The sequence below is a fragment of the Burkholderia sp. S171 genome (assembly GCF_009766085.1).
Classification (GTDB): Bacteria; Pseudomonadota; Gammaproteobacteria; order Burkholderiales; family Burkholderiaceae; genus Caballeronia.
Genome location: NZ_LMUF01000048.1, coordinates 290,489 through 317,127 on the forward strand (window position 1 = coordinate 290,489; position 26,639 = coordinate 317,127).

21 protein-coding genes are annotated in these 26,639 nt (G+C 59.7%); 13 read left to right on the forward strand and 8 right to left on the reverse strand.

Annotated elements, in window-relative coordinates; all coding sequences use genetic code 11:
* Positions 1–327: 327 nt before the first annotated feature.
* From GSQ93_RS28615 to GSQ93_RS28650, 8 genes are all read left to right on the forward strand, one after another.
* Entirely contained in the window at positions 328–1,317 is a 990-nt protein-coding gene (locus GSQ93_RS28615; protein ID WP_158939012.1) for a MurR/RpiR family transcriptional regulator, read from the forward strand.
* Positions 1,314–2,309, forward strand: a complete 996-nt coding sequence (locus tag GSQ93_RS28620; protein ID WP_158939013.1) for an isoaspartyl peptidase/L-asparaginase family protein — start codon at positions 1,314–1,316, stop codon at positions 2,307–2,309. Before GSQ93_RS28615 ends, GSQ93_RS28620 begins: the two co-directional genes overlap by 4 nt.
* 81 nt (positions 2,310–2,390) lie before the next feature.
* Positions 2,391–4,304 (forward strand): dipeptide ABC transporter ATP-binding protein, encoded by a 1,914-nt coding sequence (locus GSQ93_RS28625; RefSeq protein WP_158939014.1) that lies wholly within the window; start codon positions 2,391–2,393, stop codon positions 4,302–4,304.
* An 88-nt stretch (positions 4,305–4,392) separates the two neighbouring features.
* Positions 4,393–5,955, forward strand: a complete 1,563-nt coding sequence (gsiB, locus tag GSQ93_RS28630; RefSeq protein ID WP_158939015.1) for a glutathione ABC transporter substrate-binding protein GsiB — start codon at positions 4,393–4,395, stop codon at positions 5,953–5,955.
* A gap of 116 nt (positions 5,956–6,071) precedes the next feature.
* A complete protein-coding gene (gene gsiC / locus GSQ93_RS28635) occupies positions 6,072–6,992 on the forward strand; it encodes a glutathione ABC transporter permease GsiC (RefSeq protein ID WP_158939016.1) in 921 nt (306 codons plus the stop codon).
* 7 nt (positions 6,993–6,999) lie between these two features.
* The gene (gene gsiD, locus GSQ93_RS28640) at positions 7,000–7,908 is read left to right on the forward strand and encodes a glutathione ABC transporter permease GsiD (protein ID WP_158939017.1); all 909 of its coding nucleotides are present in this window, start codon (positions 7,000–7,002) and stop codon (positions 7,906–7,908) included.
* The gene (locus GSQ93_RS28645) at positions 7,905–8,963 is read left to right on the forward strand and encodes a P1 family peptidase (RefSeq protein WP_158939018.1); all 1,059 of its coding nucleotides are present in this window, start codon (positions 7,905–7,907) and stop codon (positions 8,961–8,963) included. Before gsiD ends, GSQ93_RS28645 begins: the two co-directional genes overlap by 4 nt.
* 19 nt (positions 8,964–8,982) lie before the next feature.
* A complete protein-coding gene (locus GSQ93_RS28650) occupies positions 8,983–9,816 on the forward strand; it encodes a M55 family metallopeptidase (RefSeq protein WP_158939019.1) in 834 nt (277 codons plus the stop codon).
* Positions 9,817–9,884: 68 nt separating this feature from the next.
* Here the strand turns inward: GSQ93_RS28650 and GSQ93_RS28655 are convergent, their stop codons facing one another.
* From GSQ93_RS28655 to GSQ93_RS28665, 3 genes are all read right to left on the reverse strand, one after another.
* Entirely contained in the window at positions 9,885–10,799 is a 915-nt protein-coding gene (locus GSQ93_RS28655) for a PhzF family phenazine biosynthesis protein (RefSeq protein WP_158939020.1), read from the reverse strand.
* Between the two features lie 123 nt (positions 10,800–10,922).
* Positions 10,923–11,567 carry an ankyrin repeat domain-containing protein gene (locus GSQ93_RS28660; RefSeq protein ID WP_158939021.1) on the reverse strand — a complete coding sequence of 215 codons (645 nt, stop codon included), beginning with the start codon at positions 11,565–11,567 and terminating at the stop codon, positions 10,923–10,925.
* A 15-nt stretch (positions 11,568–11,582) separates the two neighbouring features.
* Positions 11,583–13,625 (reverse strand): M3 family metallopeptidase, encoded by a 2,043-nt coding sequence (locus GSQ93_RS28665; protein ID WP_158939022.1) that lies wholly within the window; start codon positions 13,623–13,625, stop codon positions 11,583–11,585.
* Between the two features lie 263 nt (positions 13,626–13,888).
* Between GSQ93_RS28665 and GSQ93_RS28670 the strand changes: the two genes are divergently transcribed.
* Positions 13,889–14,683, forward strand: coding sequence for an FRG domain-containing protein (locus tag GSQ93_RS28670; protein WP_158939023.1), 795 nt, complete (start codon positions 13,889–13,891; stop codon positions 14,681–14,683).
* Between the two features lie 39 nt (positions 14,684–14,722).
* On the opposite strand, the gene GSQ93_RS28675 is transcribed toward GSQ93_RS28670, so the two are convergent.
* Positions 14,723–15,847, reverse strand: coding sequence for a mandelate racemase/muconate lactonizing enzyme family protein (locus GSQ93_RS28675; RefSeq protein ID WP_158939024.1), 1,125 nt, complete (start codon positions 15,845–15,847; stop codon positions 14,723–14,725).
* Between the two features lie 120 nt (positions 15,848–15,967).
* Between GSQ93_RS28675 and GSQ93_RS28680 the strand changes: the two genes are divergently transcribed.
* The 3 genes from GSQ93_RS28680 to GSQ93_RS28690 all read left to right on the forward strand — a co-directional run bounded on the left by GSQ93_RS28680 (position 15,968) and on the right by GSQ93_RS28690 (position 19,286).
* Entirely contained in the window at positions 15,968–16,846 is an 879-nt protein-coding gene (locus GSQ93_RS28680; RefSeq protein WP_158939025.1) for a LysR family transcriptional regulator, read from the forward strand.
* Between the two features lie 123 nt (positions 16,847–16,969).
* Positions 16,970–17,899, forward strand: a complete 930-nt coding sequence (locus GSQ93_RS28685; protein WP_158939026.1) for a dihydrodipicolinate synthase family protein — start codon at positions 16,970–16,972, stop codon at positions 17,897–17,899.
* A 76-nt stretch (positions 17,900–17,975) separates the two neighbouring features.
* Positions 17,976–19,286 (forward strand): MFS transporter, encoded by a 1,311-nt coding sequence (locus tag GSQ93_RS28690; protein WP_158939027.1) that lies wholly within the window; start codon positions 17,976–17,978, stop codon positions 19,284–19,286.
* 167 nt (positions 19,287–19,453) lie between these two features.
* Here the strand turns inward: GSQ93_RS28690 and GSQ93_RS28695 are convergent, their stop codons facing one another.
* The 4 genes from GSQ93_RS28695 to GSQ93_RS28710 all read right to left on the reverse strand — a co-directional run bounded on the left by GSQ93_RS28695 (position 19,454) and on the right by GSQ93_RS28710 (position 25,135).
* Positions 19,454–21,718, reverse strand: a complete 2,265-nt coding sequence (locus GSQ93_RS28695) for a molybdopterin cofactor-binding domain-containing protein (RefSeq protein ID WP_174254687.1) — start codon at positions 21,716–21,718, stop codon at positions 19,454–19,456.
* Positions 21,715–22,170 carry a (2Fe-2S)-binding protein gene (locus tag GSQ93_RS28700; protein ID WP_158939028.1) on the reverse strand — a complete coding sequence of 152 codons (456 nt, stop codon included), beginning with the start codon at positions 22,168–22,170 and terminating at the stop codon, positions 21,715–21,717. The genes GSQ93_RS28695 and GSQ93_RS28700 overlap by 4 nt, the downstream gene beginning before the upstream one ends.
* Positions 22,167–23,486, reverse strand: coding sequence for a c-type cytochrome (locus GSQ93_RS28705; protein WP_158939029.1), 1,320 nt, complete (start codon positions 23,484–23,486; stop codon positions 22,167–22,169). The genes GSQ93_RS28700 and GSQ93_RS28705 overlap by 4 nt, the downstream gene beginning before the upstream one ends.
* 200 nt (positions 23,487–23,686) lie before the next feature.
* On the reverse strand, positions 23,687–25,135 hold the full coding sequence (locus tag GSQ93_RS28710) for a cytosine permease (protein ID WP_158939030.1): 1,449 nt from the start codon (positions 25,133–25,135) through the stop codon (positions 23,687–23,689).
* A gap of 580 nt (positions 25,136–25,715) precedes the next feature.
* Between GSQ93_RS28710 and GSQ93_RS28715 the strand changes: the two genes are divergently transcribed.
* Positions 25,716–26,639, forward strand: coding sequence for a LysR substrate-binding domain-containing protein (locus tag GSQ93_RS28715; RefSeq protein WP_158939031.1), 924 nt, complete (start codon positions 25,716–25,718; stop codon positions 26,637–26,639).

The following is a 26,639-nucleotide window of genomic DNA, read 5'->3' on the forward strand; positions in this document are numbered from 1 at the left end:
GCACTGAGTAGGCCGCGGCTGCCGATCCACGCAGCTTAAGCCGTCCGGAACAATAGTCAGGATACCTATTGTTTGTATCGGTAATTGCTATCTCACTGAATGTCCATTACCTCGGTCTGAAGGTTCCCAACCAACAAAGTAGCGACAACTCAGCATGCTTCAAATCACATTGGTTCTCGGCTAGGGAAGCCGTCTGAACGGGGCTGCATACCCCGCCCAGACCTGCTCAGGGGAAACCCTTCCAATGAAAATGAATTTTTTTCCACAAATATTTTGTGTAAATATACTTTCATCATCACTTTCTCGGCTTCTCGCTGATCCTTGTTCATGGCAGACCATCCGCCCGCTGTATCCGGTCCGTCCGGACTGAGCATCGCGGCACTTATCGTGGCGGCAATGCCGGGCCTGACGCCAATCCATCGCCGTATGGGCGCCTACGTTCAGGCCAACTTGTTCCGCGCGGCAACCATGCGCATAGATGAACTGGCAGATGCCGTCGGCGCCTCCGTGGCGACTGCAAACCGCTTTGCACGTACGCTGGGCTTCGACGGTTATCCGGCATTTCGCAGCGCGCTAGTGCGCGGTTTCGAAGCCACGCTTGCACCGGTTGAGCGTTTGCGTTCAGCGCAGGAATCGCCCGCGAGCGGTGACGCTTTGCTCGGCGCGTCGCTTGAGCAGGCAGAGGTTAATTTGCGTTTGACACGCAGCGACATCAACGGCGCCGCAGCGGATGCAGCAGTCGAAGCCATTCTTGCCGCGCGCCGCGTGTTCGTACTCGGCGCCGGCTCGAGCGCGTTTTTGGCGGGACTGATGGAGCACGGTCTGATGCCCTATCACAGCAACGTGCAATCGCTTGCGTTCGTTGGCGGACCGACGCACGCAGCGCGCCGTCTCTTCAGCGCAGGCGAGGGCGATCTCGTGATCGGCATTGCGTTTCCTCGTTATGTCGACGACACCATCCAGCTCGCACGCCGTGCCGCGAGCCTGGGTGCCCGCGTGCTCGCCCTGACCGACAGCGTCAACTCACCGCTCGGACAGTTCGCGGACCTGACGCTGTGCGTGCGCTCAGAACGACGGCTCGCGGCGAACTCCGACGCGGCGGTGCTGGCGGTGATTGAGGCACTCTGTGACGCCGTTGCGTATCGCACCAAACGCTCGGCGAAAGCGGCCGCGGACATGACCGAATTCGTGTTGCCGTGGCTGACCAAGACCTCGTCCGGCGAAAACAGCCCGTCAACGCCGGGTTCGTCGAATGGTTCCGCGATCAAGCCCCGGACATCCCGTACTCCGCGACCCAACAAAAAGCCGAAACGATGAATCCAACTGCAGTCATTGCTATCCACGGCGGCGCCGGCACGATCCTGCGCACGCAGATGGATCCAAACGCAGAGCAGCGCTATCACGCGAGCCTGAACGATGTCCTCGCAGCAGGCCAGAGCGTGCTGGCCGCCGGTGGCAGCGCGCTCGACGCCGTGAGCGAAGCAGTGCGTCTTCTTGAAGACAACCCGCTGTTCAATGCGGGACGCGGCGCGGTGTTCACTGCCGAGGGCACGCACGAACTCGACGCTGCAATCATGGATGGGAGCACGCTCGAAGCGGGCGCGATCTGCTGCGTCAAGCGCGTGCGCAATCCGATCCTGGTCGCGCGCCGCGTGCTGGAGGCAAGCGAACATGTGATGTTCACGGGCGCAGGTGCAGAAGCATTTGCCGTAGCACAGGGGTTTGAACCGGTCGACCCTTCGTACTTCCATACCGATGCGCGTCACAAGCAATGGTTGCTTGCACGGGGCCAGCAACGTGTGATGCTCGATCACGACGGCGGGACACTTTCAGCCCCATCGCCGGATGGCGGTGCAGAAGAACCCACGCCGCACGAACCCATCGATCCGAATCGCAAGTTCGGTACGGTGGGTGCGGTTGCGCTTGATCAGCATGGGCATCTTGCTGCCGCAACATCGACAGGCGGTGTCACCAACAAGCAGGCCGGGCGGGTGGGCGACGCCCCGTTGATTGGCGCAGGCTGCTATGCCGACGATGCAACCTGCGCCGTATCCACGACCGGCTCCGGCGAGATGTTCATGCGGATGGTCGTCGCTTACGACGTCGCGGCGCAAATGGCGTATCGCGGGGTATCGCTGGAAGAAGCCGCGGCCGATGTCGTGATGAAACGGCTGCCGCGTATTGATGGCCGCGGTGGTTTGATCGCCGTCGACGCGCTCGGCAACGTCACGTTGCCCTTCAATACCGAAGGCATGTACCGCGGTTTTGCGCGGGTAGGCGTTGCACCTGTCACGGCGATTTATCGCTGACGTTCGTTCATCAGTCTGGTCCTACGCCCGGCAATGCGCGAATCATCGCCCGAGCCGCGTTCATTCCTTGAGGAAAACATCGTGCCGATTTCACCGCACATTGCACGCTCGCGTCTCGACACCTTGCCGCCGCAATGCGTGCTCGCTGTCGACGATCTTTCGATCGCGTTCCGCCAGGGCGACAAGGCGTTCAACGCGGTGCGCAATCTGTCGCTGACGGTCGATCGCGGCGAGACACTGGCGATCGTCGGCGAATCGGGGTCGGGCAAGTCGGTGACATCGCTTGCGCTGATGCGCCTGATCGAGCATGGCGGCGGCCGCATTGCCAGCGGCTCCATTGCGTTCCGGCGGCGCGACGGCCAGGTGCTTGATCTTGCGCTCGCGTCATCCAGCACGATGCGTTCAATCCGCGGCGCCGACATCGCGATGATCTTCCAGGAGCCCATGACATCGCTGAATCCGGTGTTCACCGTGGGCGACCAGATCGGCGAAGCAATCTCGCTGCATCAGCATAAAAGCCGCGGTGCAGCCCGCGCGGAAACCTTGCGTCTGCTCGACCTCGTGCGTATTCCCGAAGCGCGCCGCGTGGCAGCCCGGTTCCCTCATCAGCTGTCGGGCGGTATGCGCCAGCGCGTGATGATTGCGATGGCGCTGTCATGCAAGCCCGCCTTGCTGATCGCCGATGAACCGACTACCGCGCTCGACGTCACGATCCAGGCGCAGATCCTGCAACTGATCCGCGGCTTGCAGGACGAGATGAACATGGGCGTGATCTTTATCACGCATGACATGGGCGTGGTCGCCGAGGTGGCCGACCGTGTGCTGGTGATGTATCACGGTGAGAAGGTGGAGGAGGGTGCGGCCGGACCGTTGTTCGCCGCACCTTCGCACCCCTATACAAAGGCGTTGCTGGCCGCTGTTCCGCGTCTTGGCGCCATGTCAGGCACCGACTCGCCGGCCAAGTTTCCGATTCTCACGGTGGAACAAGCCGGTGCCGACGAAACGCTGGTTCCCGCACCATCGGTCGCGCACGAAGCGCAGCCGGCTATTGCCGATTCCACGCCGCCGATCCTCCGCGTGCGTGATCTGGTGACGCGCTTCCCGGTCAGGACCGGTCTGTTCGGCCGCGTGACGGGCCGCGTGCATGCCGTTGAACGCGTGAGCTTCGACTTGCGTCCCGGCGAAACGCTTGCGCTAGTGGGTGAATCGGGCTGCGGTAAATCCACCACGGGCCGCTCGTTGCTGCGACTCGTTGAAAGCCAGAGCGGTTCGATCGAGTTCGACGGCAACGAGATCAGTTCGCTGACCGGACCCGCGTTGCAGGCATTGCGCCGCGACATCCAGTTTATTTTCCAGGACCCGTTTGCGTCCTTGAATCCGCGCCTGACGGTTGGCTTCTCGATCATGGAGCCGCTGCTCGTGCATGGCGTTTCGCAAGGTGCCGAGGCGCAGGCGCGGGTGGCATGGCTGCTCGACAAGGTAGGACTGCCGGCCGAAGCAGCACGACGTTACCCGCACGAATTTTCTGGCGGCCAACGCCAGCGCATAGCCATTGCCCGTGCGCTCGCATTGAATCCAAAAGTGGTGATTGCCGATGAATCCGTCTCGGCGCTCGACGTGTCCGTGCAGGCGCAGATCGTGAACCTGATGCTCGATCTGCAGCGTGAACTCGGCGTGGCTTACCTGTTCATTTCGCATGACATGGCGGTGGTCGAGCGCGTCAGCCATCGCGTCGCGGTGATGTATCTCGGGCAGATCGTTGAGATCGGGCCGCGCCGCTCGGTGTTCGAAGCGCCGCAGCATGCATACACGAGAAAACTCATGGGCGCGGTGCCGGTTGCCGACCCGGCCCGACGTCACGCGAAGCGCGTGCTGGCCGTCGATGAAATGCCAAGCCCGATTCGCGCGCTCGACGACGAGCCGGGGTTCGCCCCGCTTGTCATGGTCGGTCCTGATCACTTTGTTGCCGAGCATCGGATTGGCGGTGCGTACTGATCGCTTTTGATCGCTTAAAGCGCCCGACGTTTTTCACCACGACTTTTGCTTACTTGTTTTGTTACCAAGCTGCCTGGAGCCCACCCTTATGAACTCGCTTGTCCTGTCTCATCCGTTTCGTTTGCGTGCGCTGGTGGCCGGCGGCGCGGTCGTTTTCGCCATGCTCGCGAGCGGGGCGGCACATGCCGATCAAACCGCCGTGATGGCCGTGGCATCGACCTTTACGAGCCTTGATCCCTACGACGCCAACGACACGCTTTCGCAAGCCGCCGCGAAATCGTTCTATCAAGGCCTGTTCGGTTTCGACAAGGACATGAAGCTCGTCAACGTGCTGGCAACCAGCTATGAAGCGAGCCCCGATGCACGTGTCTACACATTCAAGCTGCGCCAGGGCGTCAAGTTCCAGGACGGCACCGACTTCAACGCGGCGGCGGTGAAGGCCAACTTCGACCGCGTGACCGATCCGGCGAACAAGCTCAAGCGCTACAACCTGTTCAACCGCATCGAGAAAACCGAGGCGGTCGATCCGTACACGGTCAAGATCACGCTGAAGACGCCGTTCTCGGCCTTCATCAACGTGCTCGCGCATCCGTCGGCGGTGATGATCTCGCCGGCTGCCATGACGAAGTGGGGCAAGGACATCGGCTTTCATCCGGTCGGCACGGGCCCGTTCGAATTCGTGAAGTGGGACCCGGCGGGCGACCTGACGGTGAAGAAGTTCGCCGGCTACTGGAAGACGGGGTATCCGAAGATCGACGCGATCGACTGGAAGCCGGTCGTCGACAACAACACGCGTTCTGCGCTGATGCGCACCGGCGAAGCCGACTTCGCCTTTCAGGTGCCCTATGAACAGGCTGCCATGCTCAAGACCGATCCGAAGGTCGACGTGTTCGCCGGACCGTCGATCATCGTGCGTTATATCAGCCTGAACATGACGAAGAAGCCGTTCGATAACCCGAAGGTCCGTGAAGCGCTGAACTACGCGGTGAACAAGGACGCGCTCACGAAGGTAGCGTTCTCCGGCTACGCCACGCCGGCCGACGGTGTCGTGCCCCAAGGCGTGGATTACGCGGCGAAAACCGGGCCCTGGCCTTACGATCCCGCCAAGGCGCGTGCGCTGCTGAAAGAGGCCGGTTACCCGGACGGTTTCGAGTCCACCCTCTGGTCAGCGTATAACAATTCGACCTCGCAAAAGGTCATTCAATTCGTGCAGCAGCAGCTCGCTCAGGTCGGCGTGAAGGTGCAAGTGGAAGCGCTCGAAGCCGGGCAGCGCGTGGCGAAGGTAGAGAGCGCACCGGATCCGGCAACCGCACCCGTGAGGATGTATTACGCTGGCTGGTCATCGTCGACGGGTGAAGCCGACTGGGCGATCTCGCCGTTGCTGGCATCGGTTTCAATGCCGCCGAAGCTCACGAATACCGCTTACTACAAGAACGATACCGTCGACGCCGATCTGTCGAAGGCGCTCGAGACCCCCGACCGCGCGCAGAAGACGGCACTGTACATGGATGCGCAAAAGCGCATCTGGGCCGACGCGCCGTGGATCTTCCTGGTCCAGGAAAAAGTGCTCTACGCGCGCAGCAAACGTCTGTCGGGTGCTTACGTGGCGCCGGACGGTTCGTTCAACTTCGACGAGATTGCGATCAAGTAAGGTCGTTCGCTTGGGTCCGGCTCGTCAGGCCGGATTCCTCCGTATTCTCTTTTGCTGTTGTGCACTGTGGCCGGAACATCTGGCCACAGTGGCTGCATCACAGCCGGGTCGCCTTCATGCTGAACTTTCTCGTCAAACGTCTCATGGGCTTGCTACCGACGCTTTTCATCGTAGCGGTGCTGGTGTTTCTGTTCGTGCACCTGTTGCCAGGAGACCCGGCGCGTCTGGCAGCCGGTCCCGAAGCCGACGAAGCCACCGTTGCCCTTGTACGCAGCGATCTTGGTCTCGACAAGCCGATGCCGCAGCAATTTGTGCACTTTTTCTGGCGCATCGCGCATGGCGATTTCGGTATCTCGACGCGCAGCAAGCGGCCTGTCAGCGAGGAGATCGGCGAGCGTTTCATGCCGACCTTGCTGCTGACGTTGGTGAGCATGGTGTGGGCGGTAGTCTTCGGGATGACGGTGGGGATAACGTCGGCGGTGTGGCGTAATCGATGGCCGGATCGCCTCGGCATGACCTTGGCGGTATCGGGAATCTCATTCCCCGCGTTCGCGCTCGGCATGCTGCTGATGGAAGTCTTCTCGGTAAAGCTGGGTTGGCTACCGGTTGTCGGTGACGGTTCATGGAAGAGCTACGTGCTGCCTTCGCTCACGCTCGGCGCAGCGGTTGCCGCGGTCATGGCGCGCTTCACGCGTGCATCATTTGTCGAAGTAATGCATGAGGACTTTGTGCGCACCGCACGCGCCAAAGGCGTGCCTGAGTGGCTTGTGATTGTGAAGCACAGCCTGCGCAACGCGATGATTCCCGTCGTCACCATGATGGGGTTGCAGTTCGGCTTCCTGCTAGGCGGCTCGATCGTAGTTGAAGTCGTATTCAACTGGCCGGGCCTCGGGCGCCTGCTGGTCGATGCCGTTTCCATGCGCGACTATCCGGTGATCCAGGCTGAAGTGCTGCTGTTTTCGCTTGAGTTCATTGTCATCAATCTGGTTGTCGACGTGCTGTATGCCGTCATCAATCCGACCATCCGTTTCAAGTGAGGTCCGCATGAACACGACAGGCAGTGAGACGAATATCGTCGTGCCGGGAAAACAGGCAGACAGCACGATCCGCACGCCCTGGGGCGAGTTCTGGCGCAAGTTCCGCAAGCAACATGTGGCGCTCGCTGCGGGCGGGCTGGTGCTGCTGCTCGTGGTGGTGGCGATCGTCGCGCCGCACATTGTTCCGTACGATCCGGAAAACTATTTCGACTACGATGCGCTGAACGCGGGGCCATCTGTGGCGCACTGGTTTGGCGTCGATTCATTGGGCCGGGATATCTTCAGCCGGATTCTGTCGGGTACTCGTATTTCGCTTGCAGCAGGTTTCCTGTCGGTTGCAATCGGTGCGGCGATCGGTACTTTCTTCGGTCTCCTTGCCGGTTACTACGAAGGCTGGTGGGATCGCATCACCATGCGCGTGGCGGACGTCCTGTTTGCTTTCCCCGGCATCCTGCTCGCGATAGGCGTGGTGGCCATCCTCGGCAACGGTATGGTCAACGTGATCTGCGCGGTGTCCATCTTCAGCATTCCAGCGTTTGCACGACTCGTGCGCGGCAATACGCTGATGCTCAAGCAACTGACGTATATCGAGGCGGCTCGAAGCATAGGCGCGTCGGACTGGACCATCATCATGCGGCATATCTTGCCGGGGACCATATCGTCGGTGGTCGTGTATTTTACGATGCGTATTGGTACCTCGATCATCACCGCGGCCAGCCTGTCGTTCCTCGGTCTCGGCGCGCAACCGCCTACGCCGGAGTGGGGCGCGATGCTCAACGAAGCACGGGCGGACATGGTGACGGCGCCGCATATCGCGTTGTTTCCCAGCCTCGCTATTTTCGTCACCGTGCTTGCATTCAACCTGCTCGGCGATGGCTTGCGCGACGCGCTCGATCCGAAGCTCGACCGGCCATGAGCGATACACAGTTGCCCGTTAGTCTCTCCATTGGAATGTTGCCGTCCGGACCGCTTGGGACTATCGCCGATGTGGCAGGCCTGACAGTCGGACATTGCACGCTTGATGACGGGCCGGTTCAAACCGGCGTGACGGTCATTCATCCGCATGGGGGCGATCCTTATCGAAGCAAGGTGCCGGCTGCGGTGAGCGTGATCAATGGTTTCGGCAAGAGCATGGGTCTCATGCAAGTTGAAGAACTGGGTATGCTGGAAACGCCAATCGCGTTGACGAATACGTTTGGTGTCGGGGCAGTTGCCGAGGCGCAGATTCGTGCAGCGATCCGTGCAAACCCGCAAGTCGGGCGCGAATGGCCGACAGTGAATCCACTCGTGTTCGAATGCAACGACGGTTACCTGAACGATATTCAGGCGCTGGCGGTCACTGGCGAACACTATCAGCGAGCAAGTAATGCGGCGAGTGCCGACGTAGCCAGCGGCTCGGTGGGCGCGGGGCGGGGCATGTCGTGCTTCGATTTGAAGGGCGGCATAGGCACCTCGTCGCGCGTGGTATCTATCGCAGGAAGGACGGTCACCGTGGGCGCTTTGGTGCTCGCTAACTTCGGCCGGCTGCCTATGCTTACACTTAATGGCAAACCCATTGGCCGGATACTGGCGGAACGCAGCGCCCGTGCAACCGCTGTAAAGCCGGAGCAAGGCTCGATCATCATGATCATCGCTGTGGACGTAGCGCTCGATGCACGGCAACTGAAACGCTTGTCCATGCGCGCGGCTGCGGGTCTGGCGCGCACCGGTTCCGTCTACGGACACGGCAGCGGAGATATCTCCTTGGCATTCTCTACGGCCTACACAATCCCCCACAACGCCGACCTCATTACTCTGCCGCCCATCCTCGCCGATACCCGCCTCGACCCGCTCTTCCAGGCCTGCGCGGATAGCGTCGAACAGGCTATTGTCGATGCGCTATGGAGCGCTACCTCACTGTTCGGTCGCGATGGCCATCGACGTCTTTCATTACTTGACGCAGCGCCGGATATCGCGCAACTGCTAACCTGACCTGACTTTAATTTCCCCGATGAACGTCCTGATTTCAGTCGATATAGAAGGCATTGCCGGTGTGTTCCATCCCGAGCAAACGCGTGCGGGCAACAGCGAATATGAACGCGCTCGCCGCTGGATGACGATTGAAGCAAACGCTGCGATACAAGGGGCATTTGCAGGCGGCGCAGCCCAGGTCTGGGTCAACGATTCGCATGGCGGGTTCCGCAACTTGCTGCCTGATCTGCTCGATGTCCGCGCGCAAGTCGTGCTCGGCAAACCGCGGACACTTGGCATGATGGCGGGGCTGGAATACGGCGCCGCGCTTGTGTTCATGATCGGCTACCACGCGATGTCTCAAAGCCGCGGCATTCTCGCGCACACCATCAACAGCTTCGCGTTTTCACGGGTGTTGTTGAACGGTGTGGAAACCGGCGAAGCAGGGTTGTATGGCGCACTGGCTGCGGAATACGGCGTGCAGGTCGCGCTGCTTTCAGGCGACGATGTTTTTGCCGAGGAAACGCGAGCGCAATTTCCCGACGCGAGCTTCGTCGTTACCAAGACCGCGACCGGTCACGCGAGCGGCGTGACACAGACGCCGGAAAGCGCTTGCGTGGCGATCGAGCGTGCGGCGCGCGCGGTTGTTGCACGTCACGTGGCGGCGGGCACGATGCGGGATTCCGCACGCGCGTTATCCGCATCAGTTGAATGCGAACTGCGTGTGCAGACCACTGCGCTTGCCGATCTGTTTTGTCAGTGGCCGTCGTTGACGCGCGTGGATGGCGTGACGCTGCGCTTTAACGCAGCGTCCGTCGAACATGTGGTGCGGATGTTGAACTGCTTGTCGGCGATGTCGTTCATGTTGCGGTAGGCTGGCGGGTGCTGCGCGTTGTGCATAACGCCGATAAAAGCTCGCCACGCTGATGCTCACACTCAAGTCTAGTCAGAAGAATCGAGCCAAAACGATCCTTCCATCACGCTGACACATTTGCCGCCAATGCGGACCCTCGTCTTGCCGTTGTCAGTATCCACGCTGGCGATCAAGACGCTCGGCCGCCCCATGTCTACGCCTTGACCCACGCGCAGCACTAACTCCGACACCCCCCGAACCTGGGCCACGAGTGCCGCCATCGCGCAGGTTGCGCTGCCCGTCGCCGGGTCTTCTGTCATGCGAGGCGTGAACATGCGGGCTTGCAGATCGCATTCAGCGTCAGCCACGTCTGAGGCTGCATCGCGCGTATAGGCGTAGATAGACGTGGCGCCGTCAATGGGCAGCAAGCCTTTGTAAGCGACGAGGTCAGGCGTACAACGGCGGAGTGCATCTCGGGAAGCAAGCTCAACAATGACGAACGGGAGACCGACCGAGGCGACCTGTGGCGGGTGGGCGTCGACCAGGATATCGGCAGGATCGAGGGAAAGACACTCCGCTACGCGGTCTAGCGGCACGTGCGACAGCCGGGCTAGCGGATCTGGCGCAATGAGTTCCGCTCCCACCAGCTTGCCGTTTTCTTTCAGTTGAGTGACCCGAACCAGGCCCGCAGCCTCCTCAAACACGAGTTGATCTCGCAGGGGCGCCGGACCCGATGCCGCTCTCGCCGCCAGTACGAACGCGGTACCAATGTTCGGATGTCCGGCGAAAGGAATTTCGCGATTCGGCGTAAAGGTCCTCACCCAGGCCGTGTTGGCAAGGTTCCGAGGTGGCAACACGAATGTCGTTTCGCTATACCCAAATTCTGCTGCGATCGCCTGCATCTGTTTTGCTGACAAACCTTCAGCATCCAATACGACAGCGACCGGATTGCCTTTGAATTTTTCATCCGTGAATACATCTGCCGTGACATAGCGACGGTTCATGAGTGACTCCGAGGTTTGATCGTACCGACCAATGACGAGCAACTATTATTGCTTCACCGGCCGTCAACGCGCCCTATACAGATAAGCGATGATGGACCGGCCAGTGCAGCTGTTTCAATGTCCTCACGGGCGGTTGGCTTGCATACCGTTCTTCAACTGCTCCAGCCGATCGATGACTTCTTTGGGCAAACGTCTTGCCCGCGCAATATCCATAGCATCGCGGCCTGCGGAATCCGCTATGGACGGATCCGCACCCGCCTTGATCAGGAGATCCAGTGTCTTGAGCCGCTTAAGGCGGGCGGCATAGAAAATGGGCGTCTCACCGTGGGCCCTTAGATCGAGCTCCGGTTTCGATTTCAGCAGGGTGCGGCATAGAAGATCGTCGTCGCGCCACACTGCAGCCCAAAGCGAATAGCTTGCGTTTGCGCCACGCTGCAAAAGAAACCTGACCAGCGGCAGGTTTTCGCCACGGGCGACCGCGTACCAAAGCGGCGTTGCCCGGAAATCGCCTTCGTCCTCCTCCATGGGCACGTTCCGTTCAAGCTCCGCACCGGCTTCCAGAAGCGCTGTAACGGTCCTGATCCCGTTCGGCTCGGCGAGTTGGGCACTGGAGCCAGGTTTGACTGCGCAAGCCCGATGCAGAGCCGTACGGCCCTGGGGATCGCTTACTTTGACAAGCTCGGGCGCCGAGGCCAGGTTCGCCGCGACCGAGGCGGCATCCCACAGGGTGGCCGCAACGAAAAGTGATGTTCTGGATGGCTTGGTCATCTCCAGATCCTCTATTCACTCACTCCGCAGCAATCCTCGCTTACGCAACATGGGCTCGGCGCGTGGATCGCGGCCACGAAAAGCCCGGAATGCCGCCCCCTGTTCGCGGCTGTCGCCTGCGCTGTACACGTATCGATACAGCTTGTCCGCTAGCGCGGAATCGAACGCGTTGCCGACTTCTTCGAAAGCATCGAATGCATCAGCTTCCAAGACCTCCGCCCACATGTAGACGTAATACCCGGCGGCGTAATATCCACCGCTGAAAATATGGCCAAAGTGGGGCAACCGGTGACGCATGCCCACCTCGCGCGGCACGCCGAGACGTTCCCGCTCAGCTATCTCGAACTGGGCAATATCGATACCGGCAGGATCGCTCTGCAAATGCAACGCCATATCGATCAAAGCTGACGATGTGTAGGCAACCGTCTGAAACCCCTGGTTGAAAGTCTGGGATGCCCTGATACGCTCGATCAGCGCAACCGGAATAGGCTCGCCAGTGGTCACATGACGCGCGTGCTTGGCGAGCACTTCCGGCACGGTGGCCCAGTTTTCCATCAACTGAGAAGGAAGTTCCACATAGTCTTGCGGCACACTTGTACCCGACAGACGGCCGTAGTTCACGTCAGACAGCAAGCCATGCAGGCCGTGGCCGAACTCATGAAACAGCGTGCGTACGTCGTCGAAACTCAGTAACGTCGGGCCATCGTCGGAGCGGGCGAAGTTGTTGTTGTTCACCACGATCGGCGTCACCTTGCCGCCATGACGCCTTTGCTTGCGATAAACATGCATCCACGCACCGCCCTGTTTGTTGGGCCGGGCATAGTTGTCCCCAAGGAAGAGACCCACTAGCTCAGCGCCGCGGCGCACCTCCCACAGGCGCACGTCCGGGTGATACAGCGACACGCCAGTTTGCTCAACGAACTGCAAGCCGAACAGGCGTTCCGCGCAATCGAACATGGCGGCGAGCATCGCGTCCAGGCTGAAGTGCGGTTTCACTTGCGCGTCGTCGAGTGCATAGCGGGTCACCCGTACCTTCTCGGCGAGGTAATACCAGTCCCACGGTTCAATGTCGGTAGGTTCACCCAGCGCGGCAGCCTGCGTGGCCAGTGCCTGCCGCTCCTGTTCAACGCTTGCCTTTGCGGGCTCCCATACCTGGCTCAGCAGTGCGTGGACCGCAGACGCGTTGCCCGCCATGCGATCGGCAAGCGCGTAATCGGCAAAGTTGTCGTAGCCGAGTAAACGGGCTTGTTCTTGCCGCAGCATCAGTATCTCGCGAGCGATCGGGCGGTTATCGCGTGCCGGATTTTCTCCGCGACTGGTCCAGGCACGCCATGCCGTCTCGCGCAAATCACGGCGTGTGGACCATGTAAGAAAGGGCTGCACCAGCGAACGCGACAGCGTGATCACGTAGCCCTCTACACCGCGTTCTTTCGCAGCGCTGCGTGCCGACTGGCGCAGAAAATCGGGTAGCCCAGCGAGGTCCGCGTCGGACGTCAGCGGCAACTGGTAGCTGGATTCGTCCGCAAGTATGTTTTGCGCGAACTGCGTCTGCAGATCGGCGAGCCGCGTGGCAATGGCCGCGAAACGTTCACGGTCGCGCCCTTGCAGCGTGGCGCCGGTACGGACAAAATCGGTGTGCGTGCGCTGCAGCAAACGCTGCTGTTCTTCGTTAAGATCCAGCACGGCAACTTGCTGGTGGACAGCATTGAGCCTCGCGAAGAAACCGGCGTGCATAGCGACCTTACTGTCGTGCGCGGCTAGCCTTGGCGCCATCTCGCGCTCTACGGCCTGCAACTCGGCCGACGACTCAGAGGCGCACAGGTTTTCGAAAGTCAGCCGCACACGATCAAGCGTGGCGCCGGTGGCATCGGACGCGGCCACGGTGTTCTCGAATGTAGGCGCGGCCTGATTTTCAGCAAGTGCATCAATTTCCGCCAGATGCTGCTCGAAGAGCACTGCGAACGCGGGTGCAAAATGTTCGGACCGGATCTGCTGGAAGGGCGGCAATTGGTAGGGCGTTTGCCAGTCCTGTAGCAACGGGTTGCCGGTGTCGGTCATGTCGATCCGCCTGTGGGGTATTGATGGTCACGAAGTGATCATGATATGACATCGCGGTAAAGGTGTTCGGGCCGGCTCTGATCTGAGCTTTTGGAGGTATGGGCAGCGCGCCCGGCTCAAAAGTTGGATCATGAATCCTGCGGCGAATCTCTTCGTATAGGATGCCGCATCGGCTGCTTCTGCTGCTTCTGCCACGCCCCGACCTGTGATCGGGCAGGCGTGGTCGGGAAAGAAGCCGCGACTGCTACTCTGGATAAGTGACAATGCAAACCATTATTGTGTCGAACTGGCAAGAGTTCATGAGTCTCACCATAGAACTCGACGGCTGGGCGTTTCGCGGTCAGCAGGACGCGCGGTGGCCGTTGCAAAGTTCGTTATCGCGTTACCTGTCCGCGTTCGTGCCGGACCGTTCCGCGTGGCGAAGTCAGGAGCAGCGCGCCATTCGCATCTTCAGGCGAAAAGCGCATAACTATCTTTCCGATGTCCGCGCACTTTCCGATGACCTGCGCTGCCTCGGGCTGATGCAGCACCACGGCGCGCCGACCCGACTACTCGATTTCACCAAGTCGCCTTTTGTTGCCGCGTTCTTTGCGCTTGAGCGCGCTGTGACTGACGCCGCCGTTTTCGCCGTCAATACCCCGGCGCTATGGACGGATCGCGCAGTCCCTGTTTCGGCGCCGCACCTTGTGCGAGAGATGATTGACCCACGCTTGCCCGGAAATTTCGAAAGGTTTTATCTGAGCGACGAAAACCCGGTGATGTGGTTTGGGGAACCCGCCGAAATGGATCAGCGGCTGATCGCGCAAGCCGGCACGTTCGTCTTGCCCGGCTTGCTGCATCAACCGCTCGACATGATCCTCGATCAATACACCTGCAGCGACGAACTGCTGCGCAAGATCGTGTTGCCGTCGAATTTGCGGGATGAAGCCATGCGTTCGTTGTACAGGATGAACATCACGAATGCATCGCTTTTCCCGGACCTCGAAGGACTGGCGCGTTCAATTGCGCTGGAACTGGAGATCGTATGGCCGGCGCAGGTGGGCAGAGCGAGCGAATGATTCTGACTTAACTGGAATCATAGGGAGCGGGGCGCTTCTTTATCGTATCTCCAGCCAGTTCCCATAACGCTTGATCATCTTCTCATCGAAGTTGAAGCCGAGTCCGGGCGTCTGGTGCAATAGCACGTGGCCATTGCGGTGCTCCAGTTGCCGGTCGATAAGACGCCTGAAATTGAGTACCTGATCGTCCCGGAAAAATTCCACATACCGCGCGTTCGGCGTGGCGGCAACCAGCGGCGCGTGAACGTCGTGGAACCAGTGTGGGCACATTGTCACGCCGTAACTCGAGGCGGTGGCGGCTATGCGCCGCCACTCGGTGATGCCGCCGCAGACAAGCGCGTCGGTTTGAAGGATAGCGGCCGCGCCTTGATCCAGGACCTCTTTGTGGTACCAGCGTCCGTAGCCGATCTCTCCGGTGGCAATAGGCACCCGCGTCAGCTTCGCCAGTCGCGCATGATTGGTGACATCGTCAGGCGAGAACGGCTCTTCTATGAAATAGGGATCGTATGGTTCCATCAACCGGACGTAGCGCATGGCTTCGGTTGCGTCACTCCAGCCGTTGTTGATATCGAGCATCAACTCAATGTCCGGACCAATGGCCTCCCGCGCGGCGCGCACGCGTGCTTCCTCCTCGCGCGGTGACAAGCGGCCGGATTTCATCTTTACTGCCTTGAATCCCATGTCTACGTAGCCGGCCATTTCCTCCCCGAGCATCTGCGGCGTTTTCCCGTCGAGGTAATAGCCGCCGCTCGCGTAAGCCGGCACCTGATCGAGTTGGCTCGCCCCAAGGTATTTGTGCAGAGGGATCCCGTGCGTGCGCGCGTTGAGATCCCATAGCGCGGTGTCCAGGATACTGATCGCACGCATGACGGTACCCGCGCGTCCCTGCAGCAACGATTCCTGATACATCGATTGCCACAGTCCTTCTGTAGCATAGGAATCCTTACCTATCAAAACTGGCGCAAGCAATTGCTCAACCGCCGCCGTCAATAATGCACCGCCTGCGCTTCCAACGTAACAAAAGCCGATTCCCTCGACGCCGTCGCTTGAGCGCACTTTGACCAGACCATAGTGGCGCTCAGATACGGTGCGAGTCGCGAATGAAGTGACACGGTCGAGTGGGACCGCTGCTGCGCATACGGATATGGATTCGATCGTAGGCAAGATTCTGTCTCCTGTTTTCAATTAACCAGACCGGCAATGACCGGTTCAGTCTTATTCTCATTGACGCCATTCAACAGAGCCAGTAATTTGCGGTTTATTCAAACGATAAAATTTCTATCGATGGACTCCCGTTATTTGCAAAGCTTCGTTTATGTCGCCGAACTCGGTTCAATCGCTGAAGCGGCGCGTCGCCTCGACCTGACGCCGGCGGCGGTTGGCCAGCGTGTCAAGCTGCTCGAAGAGGAACTGGGCATGCGGTTAATCCAGCGCTCGGGCCGGACGGTTTCGGCAACGCCTGCAGGCGCACGCATTCTCGAGCGCGGCCGCAAGGTGCTGAGGGACATCCGCGATCTCCGGGCAGATGTGGTGGATGACACCAGCCTCTCCGGTGAGCTTCGGCTTGGCGCCACGCCCACGCTGATGACCGCGCTGATCCCGCGACTCGTTTCAACGCTGCTTGGTGAGCACCCGCAGGTCGACATTTACCTGGAGCCGGGTAATTCAGTCGCGTTGTACAGCAAAGTGCTCGATGGCGAACTGGACGCCGCGCTGATCATCCGGCCGCTATTCGACCTGCCCAAGAGCTGCGGCTGGCACACGATGCGGGAAGAGCCCCTCGTGCTGCTCACTCCCGAGTCCATGCAAGTCTCCGACGTACGCGTCACGCTCGAAACCGAGCCGTTTCTCCGCTATGACCGCACGACCGTTGGTGGCCGGATTGCCGACGATTACTTGAGGCAACAGGGCATCAAGACACATCAGCGATGCGAACTTGACGGCCTCGACGCACTCGCGGCGCTGGTCAGCCGAGGACTTGGTGTATCACTGGTCCCGCATTGGCTGAGCGCACCCGGATACAACGTACCGCTAGCCCGTTGGCCGCTGCCCGGTTCGCGCGCAAAGCGGGTGGTCGGCATGGTGTGGGCGCGCACATCGGCGCGGATTCGCCTGGTCGAAAGTTTCCTTCAACTCGCTCAGGGCTGGGATGGCAAACCGTAAAGAATTTCTATCGACTCAAGCAAGGAAAGCCGGGTAGTTCCGCGGGGAGAGCGGCGCAATACTAGTGCCGCGTTACGACGACTACGCCCTTGATCGAAAGGGCTTAAAGGAGACTCCCCCGTTATGACAATCATTAAGGATCGACTGGCCGGCACGCTTGCGCCAGTGTTGACACCGTTCAAGTCCGGCGGGTCCCCGTGTACCCGCCGATTCATCGAACACTGTGAGCGCCTGCTTGAGCAGGACGTCGGTATTGTCCTGTTCGGCACTAATTCCGAAGCGGCTTCCATGACTGTGCGCGAGAAGCGAATGCTGCTTGATGCTCTGCGGGAAGCAGCGGGGTTACCTCGCAGAATGATGGTAGGCGTGGGCTCCTGCGCGCTTGCGGAGACGGTGGAATTGACGCGAGCGGCGCTGGACAGTGGCTGCTACAACGTGTTGATGTTGCCGCCGTTTTTCTACAAAGGAGTCAGCGACGAAGGATTGTTCCGCTCGGTCGCGCAAGTCATCGAGTCAGTTGGCGACACACGCCTGCGGATCTATCTCTATCACATTCCCGCTGTGAGCCAGGTACCGTTCAGCGTGTCGCTGATAGGCCGCCTGCTAAACGCTTATCCGAACGCCATTGCGGGAATCAAGGACAGTTCCGGCGACCCCGTCCACACGCTTGACCTGATCAGCGAGTTTCGCGGCCATGGTTTCGATGTCTTTGCCGGCAACGAAACTCATCTAGTTGACGTCATGCTAGCGGGCGCTGCCGGCGTGATCTCCGCGACCGCTAATGTCAACGGAGCGGCCATCGCGCGTCTTTGCAAAGAATGGAATGCCCCTGGTGCGCTCGCGGAACAGGCTGGCGTCAATCACGTGCGCTCAGCGTTTTCAAAATTTCCGATCATCGCCGCCATGAAGACCGTGATCGCCGCACGCCTGGGCGACGCAATCTGGGCGCAGGTGCGGGCTCCGCTGATTGAATTGGATTCCGGCCAGAAAGATGCTCTGCTATCCGAATTAATAACCACAGGTTACGAAAGTCATCACGAGCAGCTTTCGTGAACCCAATAACGAGTAAAGGTCGCCTGTGTTCAGCCCAGGCCGATATCCTTTGCCGAATTTAAGCAGGAGACATGCAATGTTGAGTGAAAGTCCTAGCGTAGCCGGCGCGTTTGCCGGCGATAGCGTGGAAGCAACCTACAAACGCGTGGCGTGGCGAATCGTTCCCTTGCTGTTTGTCTGCTACATCGTGGCGTACATGGATCGGGTGAACGTTGGCTTCGCCAAGCTGCAGATGCTTGCCGATCTTGGCTTTAGCGACACCATCTATGGTCTAGGCGCCGGGTTCTTCTTCCTCGGCTATTTCTTGTTCGAAGTGCCCAGCAACCTGCTGCTGCATCGGTTCGGGGCACGCAGATGGATTGCCCGCATCATGATCACCTGGGCGGTGCTCTCCATGGCGACAGCATGCGTCACTACACCCGCAGCTTTTTACGTGATCCGCTTTCTGCTCGGCATTGCGGAGGCCGGTTTCTTTCCCGGCGTGATTCTCTACTTGACCTACTGGTTTCCATCGCATCGCCGAGGCCGGATGACGGCTTGGTTCATGGCGGGGAATCCGATCTCGGGCATCATCGGCGGCCCACTCTCGGGGCTGGTCATGAAGTTACTCGCCGGCTCGTTCGGACTGTCGGGGTGGCAGTGGCTGTTTATTATCGAAGCGCTTCCGGCGATCGTAATGGGTATCGTCGTCTATCACTATCTGGACGATAAGATCGCAGACGCGCGCTGGCTTCGCCCGGATCAAAAAGCCTTGATCAGCGCAGAGATAGAACGAGAAAGCAGGGCGCACACCCACGGGTCGATACGCAGCGTGCTTGTGTCGGCAAGGGTTTGGCTGTTGTGCTTTATCCTGTTTGGAATTGTCATGGGATCCTATGCAATTGGTTTCTGGCAACCCACATTGATTCGACTGGCGGGCATTGAAGATCCGCTGACAATCGGGATGCTGTCCATGATTCCCTATGCTGCAGCGTTGCTCTCCATGCTGCTGACAGCACGTCACGCGGATCGTACCCGCGAGCGCCGCTGGCATCTCGCCGTTCCAGCGCTCGTTGCCTCTGTTGGCTTCAGCGCGTGTGCGCTAAGCGGTTCGCATCTTTATCCCGCCATGATTGGCATGACGCTCGCGGCCATCGGCGTCATCACCGCGTTGCCCATGTTCTGGGCCTTGCCGACCGGCTTTTTAGGTGGCGCCGGCGCGGCAGCAGGCATCGCCTTGATCAATTGCACTGGCAACCTGGCCGGGTTCGTCAGCCCGTCAGTCATTGGATGGCTTAAGAATCAGACCCACTCGCTTAGTTCAGGATTGTTCCTGGTCGCCGCGATGATCGCGGTCGCCGGCATCTCCGTTGTCATGCTTATCCCGGCGAAGCTGGTTAACCGATAGCGTCTAATCAACCGTCGCGCACGGAGGCTTGAGCGGTGCCTCCGTCTAGTCGTTTCCTGATGATTTTTATCCGAGTCAAGCGTTCTACAAAGGCACGGAGACACGAATAATGCAAGCGACTTTCTTTGCGGGTGAGTCGGCAATGGGCCGCGGTGCAGAAAGCGCTGTTAAACCCGCAATGCGGCCCGCAATATTTCCGGCGACAGCGGCAAATCCCTGAAGCGCTTGCCAGTCGCGTTAGCAATGGCGTTCGCCAACGCCGCCGACGTCGGTCCTTGTGACGCTTCACCGACACCCAAGAACGGCATGCCCGGCCGATCGATCAGATCGACATCGAGCACTTTCGGCGCCGACGAAAACCGCAAGATCGGGTACTGGCTCCAGTCGAAACTCGTTATGTTGTGCGCATCGAAGGTTGTTGCTTCGAACAGCGTCCAACTGGCCGATTGCACGATGCCGCCTTCGACCTGATTGCGCACGCCGTCCGGATTCACGATCTGTCCGCAATCGATCGCGCACGCCACGCGCTCGATCGTCACATAGCCTGTTTCGCGTTCGACCGCGACTTCGACGGCCAGCGCGCAGTACGCCATCAGGTTCTTGTACATCGCGAACGCAAAGCCTACGCCGCGCGAAGAAGCGCCGTCATGCACGCGATGCGGCCAGCCGAAACGCTGTGATGCGCGTTCGATCACGTCACGCGCGCGCGGATCGTCGAGATGCTTCAAGCGGAACGCAACGGGATCGGCCTGCGCGGCGAGCGCGAGTTCGTCGATGAAACTCTCGATCGAAAAGATGTTGTGATACGCGCCGAGCGAACGCATCGCCGACACGCGGATCGGCATGTCCGGAAGAAAATGATGCTGCACGTAGAGATTCGGCAGGCGATACAGCGGAATGCTGTTGCGGTCACCACCGCCTTCGGGCATTGGAATTGGCTTCGGCGGCGCAGGCGTGAAGGGCGTCGATAAAAACCACGTTGGCATAAAGCGCCCGGCATTTTCGATGCGATTGTTGTGCGTGTTGCTCCACACCTCGAACCTCCAGTCGACGATCTGGCCGCTCGCATCCAATGATGCCGTCACATCGCTCGACATCGCCGGTCCGAACGGCTCCCATGTGTGCTCCTGCTCGCGCATCCATTGCACTCGCACGGGCTTTCCAGGCACGGCGCGCGCGATCAACGCAGCGTCGGCGGCGACGTCGTCGGCACCGTTGTGTCCGTAGCAACCGGAGCCTTCGACGTGGATGCAATGCACGCGCTCAAGCGGCATCGACAACATTTCGGCGAGCCCTTTGCGCATCGGAAACACGCCTTGCGTGTGGGTCCAGACCGTCATCGTGCCGTCATTGAGCCACGCGACGGCGCACGACGGGCCAATCGATCCGTGTGTCAGATACGGCTTCGTGTAATGCGCTTGCAGGGTCTGGGTGGCGGGCGCGGTGGCGGCCGTTTTGTTCGCGACGGAAATTTCCTGCGCGGGCAGTTTTTCGAGCGCCTCGTGGATGGTCGACTGCGCGGGCAACGGAGGACCGCTGTGCCAAATCGCGGCGCCGGACAGCGCCCGCATTGCGACGATCGCGCGCCATTCGTCGTCAGCGACAACCGCAAGATAGCTGCCGTCCTGCACGACGGCGATCACGCCGGGCATGGCGCGTATCGGGTCGATATCGACTGATTGCAGCGTTGCACCGTAAGACGGCGGCCGGACGACGCGCGCATGCACCATGCCGGGCAACTTCAAGTCTTGCACGTAACACGGCGCGCCGGTCACCTTGCCTGGGATATCGACACGATGAAACGACTGGCCGATCACCTTGAACATCTTTGGATCTTTGGTCGGTGCATCGGGCACGGCGTTGCGATGCAAGTTGACGCCGCTGACCGCTTCGCCGAAGGTCAGTCGACGGCCATCGTTCGCAACAATTTCGCCATCCTGAGTAGTCAGCGACGCGACATCGACGTTCATTCGCGTGGCCGCGGCATCAAGCAACAGCGCGCGCACCTGCGCGGTCGCGTTGGCGATTGCGGTGCCGCTGTCGGCGGTCGAATGACTGCCGGCGGTGTAGCCTTCGTCGGGTGTCGCGTTCGTATCGGCGGTGACGAGGACAATGTGCTCGGGCGGCACGCCGAGTTGTTCGGCGGCGATCTGCATGAACGCCGTGCGAATGCCGGTGCCGAGTTCCGCCTTGCCGGTGAACACCGTGATGCGGCCCGTTTCGTCGATCTTCACCCACGCGTCGAGCATCGGCGATGTCTTGAGGCTGCCCGGGAGTTGCGGCGCGGATGCGGTGAACGTACCGGCTTCGGTCGTCGTGGTCTGCGCGAGCGCGCGTACGGAGGGCAACAGTGTGAAGCCGACCATCACGCTGCCAGCTGCAAGAAAGCGGCGGCGATTGAGGTTGTCAGGCGGAATGCGCGGATCGTTCATGCGGGTTGCCCCGCCTGACGAATCGCTGCAAGTATGCGCATGTGCGTGCCGCAGCGGCACAGGTTCGGCTCCATGTGCTCGCGAATCTGCTCGTCGGTGGGCGAGGGTACGCGATCGAGCAGCGCCTGCGCGCGCATCACCATGCCCGCGATGCAGTAGCCGCACTGCGCCGCCTGTTTATCGATGAATGCCTGTTGCAGTTTGCCGGGCTTCTCCGTGCTGCCGAGTCCTTCGATGGTACGCACAGGACGGGTGCCGATTGCCGCGACCGGCATCAGGCACGAGAACACGGGCTTGTCACCGACGATCACCGTACACGCACCGCATTGGCCCAGACCGCAGCCATATTTCGCGCCGTGCAAGCCGAGTTGATTACGCAGAGCGTAGAGGAGCGGCGTCGACGGATCGATATCGAGTTGATGCGGCGTGCCGTTCACAATGAGCGTCATCATGGTTCGTGAGACTCCTTGCGCAGGCGTTCGATGTTGGCTTCGTCGAGCGTCCATGCGGGTTGGCTGCTGAAATTCGAGCGCAGGTACGCGGCCAGATCGACGATCTGCGCGTTGGTGAACGTGTCGGCGAAGCCGGGCATGAAGGCGGCGCGCGTGCTGCGATCGGTGGGAATGCCGTCGAGAATCATCCGCAGCGCGTTACGTGGATCGTGCGCATTGACGGCGGTGCTGAGTGCCAGCGATGGACGGCTGCCCAGCGTCGTCATCGGCGCGTTCGTTGCATGGCAGGAGGCGCATGCCGCTGAGAAAAGCATTGCGCCGTTGTAGACGCTATTCATGTTTGCCTGAGCGGTTTGCTGCATTGCCTTGGGCGATGCTTCGGCTGGCTTTTGTAGTGAGAGCAGATAAGTGGCCATCGCATCGATGTCGGCAGCGGATGCATTCGTCAGCGATTGCGTCACGGCTCGCATCGGTCCGGCCGCTGCACCATGTTGATCGGCGAAACCGGTGCGCAGATACGCCGCGAGTTGATCGTGCGTCCACGGTTTCGGTGCGCTTGGCAACGTCGTCAACGCGGGTGCCTCCCAGCCTTCGAGCACGTTGCCGTCGAACGGGTCGCCGCGCTTTTCTGCGCCGAGCAAATTCATCGGCGTGTGGCATGCGGCGCAATGCGCGGGGCCGTCGATCAGGTATTTGCCGCGCATTAGCTGTGCATCATGCGTTGCGGGTTCTGCTGGCAATTCGCCATCCGCTTCGACACCGGGATGCAAAAAGAACAGATTCCATACGGCGATCAACGGACGGAAACTGAGCGGGAACATCAACTGGTTCGCGGGCGCGGTTGACTGCACGGCATCACGCGACATCAGATACGCGTAGAGCGCGGCGATGTCGGTGTCCGTCATGTGCGTAAAGTGCGGATACGGAAAGGCAGGGTAGAGCATGTGACCATCGCGCGCGATGCCGCGACGCATTGAACGCGTGAAATCGCTGAGCGACCAGTCACCAATGCCGGTTTCGCGATCGGGCGTGATATTGGTCGAGTAGATCGTACCGAACGGCGTCTCAAGCGGACGGCCGCCTGCAAAAGGCGCACTGCGATTTGCCGTGTGGCACACGACGCAATCGCCGATTGCAGCCAGATTCGCGCCGTGCTTGAGCAGGGCGGTGTCCGTGAGCGGTAGCGTAGGGGTTTCTGCTGCGTTGGCCGTCGATGTGAAGTGCGGATGGGCGAGCGAGCCAGGCGTCACCGCGAAAAACGCGGCGCACGACAATGCGCCTAGCGATGCCGCCAACCCCATCGACCTCTTCTTCATCGCGTCTCCATCGATGCCCCCGATTCAGCATCATGTATAGCATAGGATAAAGCGATCGCGTTTTGCCATAGGATTCAATCAAGCTTCCGATGAAACTGATGACGCCAACGTGGCGCGGAGATGGCGCGAGTGTGGCGTCGTTGATATGAGCGTATGCATTGAGGCGTTTCACCGCTGCGCTGGTGAAACGTGCACTCCTATCATTCGTTGACTGGGGTAGTCGTCGCCCGGGTCGACGCGCCGTGAGCAACGCGCGGTTCATTCTGGCGACGTCGATAGGCCGTGTCCCGCGACGCCAGCCAGAAATACAGTGGCGATGTAAGGAGAAGTCCAATCAACCACGAGAGGTCCGCGCCGTCCAGGTACTTTGGAATTGGACCCGTATAGATAGGCGTATTCATGAAAGGTATCTGCACCAGAATGCCGACTGCGTAGGCGGTCAATGCCTGCGGATTGAAGCGCCCATAGATGCCACCGTCCGCCTGGAAAATAGACTGGATGTCGTATTGCCCTTTGTGAATCACGTAGAAGTCAATCAGGTTGATAGCGGTCCAAGGAACAAGAACGACGAGCAGAGCAAGCACGAGGTCCACCAGGTTCCCAACAAAGTTCGTGGACGCACCAATCGCGGCATAGCAGCACGCAGTGAAGATGACAACCGACACCACTGCCCGCGCCTTTGCCGTCGGAATCCAACGATATGCGAACGTTTGAACCGACGTAATCACAGCGAGAACAGCCCCGTACAGGTTAAGGGCGTTGTGACTAATGACGCTCAACAGGAATAGCACGAGCATGAGGGTACCCAGTGGTCCGGTAGCCTGCTTCACAGCGTCCATCGCATCGGCTCCCTCCGGCACCGCCAGAACAGCGACTGCCCCGAAGACGAAGGCCAACGTTGAGCCAACCACACAGCCAAGATAGGTGGCCCAGAATGTCGAGGCGACACCGACGCTCTCCGGCAGGTAGCGTGAATAATCGGAAACGTACGGAGCGAAGGCGATCTGCCAGAGTGCGGAGAGTGACACCGTCGCCAGCCAGCCCGCGAAACTGAAACCTCCGCGGGTCAGGAAATCACCCGTCTCTATGTGCGTGAGGATGTACCAGTAACCAACAACAATGCCGATTCCGAGCACCCAGGTGCCGATGCGGTTGAGCAGGTGGATGAACCGGTAACCGATGATGCCGATTAAGCCCGAGCCAACCGCACCAATCACGACACCGGCAGGCACGGGTATAGACGATGCAATGCCGTGCACCGACTTACCCGCGAGCACAATATTGGACGCGAAAAATCCAACGTACATCACTGCGGCGATGACCGTCACAAGCAGTGCGCCCCAGGAGCCAAATTGTGCGCGGCTCTGAATCATCTGCGGGATTCCCATCTGGGGACCTTGCGCCGAGTGCAGCGCCATCAACACACCGCCCACAGCTTGCCCGACAATGATTGCGACGATTCCCCAGAGCAGATTCAGATGAAACATCTGCACGCCAAGCGCGCCAGTTACGATAGGCAGCGGTGCAATATTCCCACCGAACCAAAGTGTGAAAAGATCCCGTACCTTTCCATGCCGGTCCTTGGGAGGCACGTATCCGATTGTGTGCTTCTCGAATAGTGGGGACGCGTTGCTGTCAGGTGTACTCACGATACCGTCTCCTATAATCCACGCCTTAGCGTATATAATGATTTTGTAATTTTGCAATCTGAAATGAGCACTCGGCACCGGCTGGCAGAGACATGAAATGCTGATCAAAATCCAGACCCGGTGCTTGGTTTGTGCCGCGGCGTCCGAATGCTTATCGACCCTTTTGTGTTCGAAAGACCACCCACTGCTGACGTTTCGAATCTGCCTCCAAGCGAGGTCGAGGTCTTAATTTAGCGAAGTAGCTCATATTTGGAAAATATGGTTTTATGTGCTTCTAAACAGCTTTTTTGTTTCTTCGCTGAACGCCCTTTGCTAAAGGCGCTACAGGGACCTCGGGCTCACTCCTTCGGTATGTCGCGGGGTAAACACCGACCACACACCAGGCGTACCAGCCAATTTCCTGCAGTTCATAACTACGTCTGATACGTTCAGGAATAGCGCGGCACTCGCGCGATGATGCAGACAAGCAAAAATGTACTCGAGTCATACAATAAAGCTCTGCCGCCGGCCAACCATCCACTTTTTCACGCTGTAAGATGCGGGGGGTCTATATGGTTTGATAGCGCAGCAGAGGCTTCCGGTGGCAACTTATACATTGAGACAACTGAAGTATTTCGTAGCGACGGTGGAGGCGGGGAGCGTGGCGGAGGCGTCCCGGCAGCTCTATATTGCCCAGCCATCCGTTTCGACCGCCATCAAGGGCCTGGAAGAGAGCTTCAATGTACAGCTCTTCATCCGTCATCATGCCCAAGGCGTGTCTCTGACGCCAGCAGGTACGCGCTTCTACCATAAAGCGCAGGAACTTCTTCGCGTCTCTCGCGAATTCGAACAGAATGCCCTTGCCGACAACGACATCGTAACCGGACAGGTTGACATAGGTTGTTTCGAAACCGTGGCGCCGCTCTATCTCCCCCAACTCATCGCGGGCTTTAGAGCACTCTATCCCGGCGTTGTCATCCGAATGCGAGACGGAGAACAGCAAGAACTCGTACAAGGGCTGACCGCAGGTACGTTCGACTTGGCCTTTCTCTACGACCATGAGCTCGACGGGACAATAGAAACCGAACCACTGATGCCCCCGCAGATCCCTTATGTCTTGCTACCTGAGGGGCATCGCTTCGTACACCAGAAGCAGGTATCGTTGCGCGACCTTTGTCTGGAACCCATGATTCTGCTCGATGTACAACCCAGCCGAACCTACTTCGTGAGTCTCTTTCACGAGCTTGGATTGACACCCAACATCGTTTTCGGCTCCCCCTCAATAGAGATGGTCCGTGGAATGGTCGGGCAAGGCTTCGGGTTCTCGCTGCTGGTTACACGCCCGCACTCCGAATACACCTATGACGGCAAGAAGGTGGTGATAATCGACATCGCTGAGACCGTCGCCCCATCGGGGCTCGTAAGCGCCCGACTCAAGCGGGGTCAACTGACGAAGCCTGCTCAAATCTTTCTGGACTTCTGTCGCGAGCGCCTGGCAACAATGCCCCCAAAACTTACCCCATGA

What these genes read in the sequence shown, in the direction of transcription:
- GSQ93_RS28615 (WP_158939012.1), top strand. Translation starts at nt 328, where the DNA reads ATGGCAGACCATCCGCCCGCTGTATCCGGTCCGTCCGGACTGAGCATC.
- GSQ93_RS28620 (WP_158939013.1), top strand. Translation starts at nt 1,314, where the DNA reads ATGAATCCAACTGCAGTCATTGCTATCCACGGCGGCGCCGGCACGATC.
- gsiB (WP_158939015.1), top strand. Translation starts at nt 4,393, where the DNA reads ATGAACTCGCTTGTCCTGTCTCATCCGTTTCGTTTGCGTGCGCTGGTG.
- gsiC (WP_158939016.1), top strand. Translation starts at nt 6,072, where the DNA reads ATGCTGAACTTTCTCGTCAAACGTCTCATGGGCTTGCTACCGACGCTT.
- gsiD (WP_158939017.1), top strand. Translation starts at nt 7,000, where the DNA reads ATGAACACGACAGGCAGTGAGACGAATATCGTCGTGCCGGGAAAACAG.
- GSQ93_RS28645 (WP_158939018.1), top strand. Translation starts at nt 7,905, where the DNA reads ATGAGCGATACACAGTTGCCCGTTAGTCTCTCCATTGGAATGTTGCCG.
- GSQ93_RS28650 (WP_158939019.1), top strand. Translation starts at nt 8,983, where the DNA reads ATGAACGTCCTGATTTCAGTCGATATAGAAGGCATTGCCGGTGTGTTC.
- GSQ93_RS28655 (WP_158939020.1), bottom strand. Translation starts at nt 10,799, where the DNA reads ATGAACCGTCGCTATGTCACGGCAGATGTATTCACGGATGAAAAATTC.
- GSQ93_RS28660 (WP_158939021.1), bottom strand. Translation starts at nt 11,567, where the DNA reads ATGACCAAGCCATCCAGAACATCACTTTTCGTTGCGGCCACCCTGTGG.
- GSQ93_RS28665 (WP_158939022.1), bottom strand. Translation starts at nt 13,625, where the DNA reads ATGACCGACACCGGCAACCCGTTGCTACAGGACTGGCAAACGCCCTAC.
- GSQ93_RS28670 (WP_158939023.1), top strand. Translation starts at nt 13,889, where the DNA reads ATGCAAACCATTATTGTGTCGAACTGGCAAGAGTTCATGAGTCTCACC.
- GSQ93_RS28680 (WP_158939025.1), top strand. Translation starts at nt 15,968, where the DNA reads ATGGACTCCCGTTATTTGCAAAGCTTCGTTTATGTCGCCGAACTCGGT.
- GSQ93_RS28685 (WP_158939026.1), top strand. Translation starts at nt 16,970, where the DNA reads ATGACAATCATTAAGGATCGACTGGCCGGCACGCTTGCGCCAGTGTTG.
- GSQ93_RS28690 (WP_158939027.1), top strand. Translation starts at nt 17,976, where the DNA reads ATGTTGAGTGAAAGTCCTAGCGTAGCCGGCGCGTTTGCCGGCGATAGC.
- GSQ93_RS28695 (WP_174254687.1), bottom strand. Translation starts at nt 21,718, where the DNA reads ATGAACGATCCGCGCATTCCGCCTGACAACCTCAATCGCCGCCGCTTT.
- GSQ93_RS28700 (WP_158939028.1), bottom strand. Translation starts at nt 22,170, where the DNA reads ATGATGACGCTCATTGTGAACGGCACGCCGCATCAACTCGATATCGAT.
- GSQ93_RS28705 (WP_158939029.1), bottom strand. Translation starts at nt 23,486, where the DNA reads ATGAAGAAGAGGTCGATGGGGTTGGCGGCATCGCTAGGCGCATTGTCG.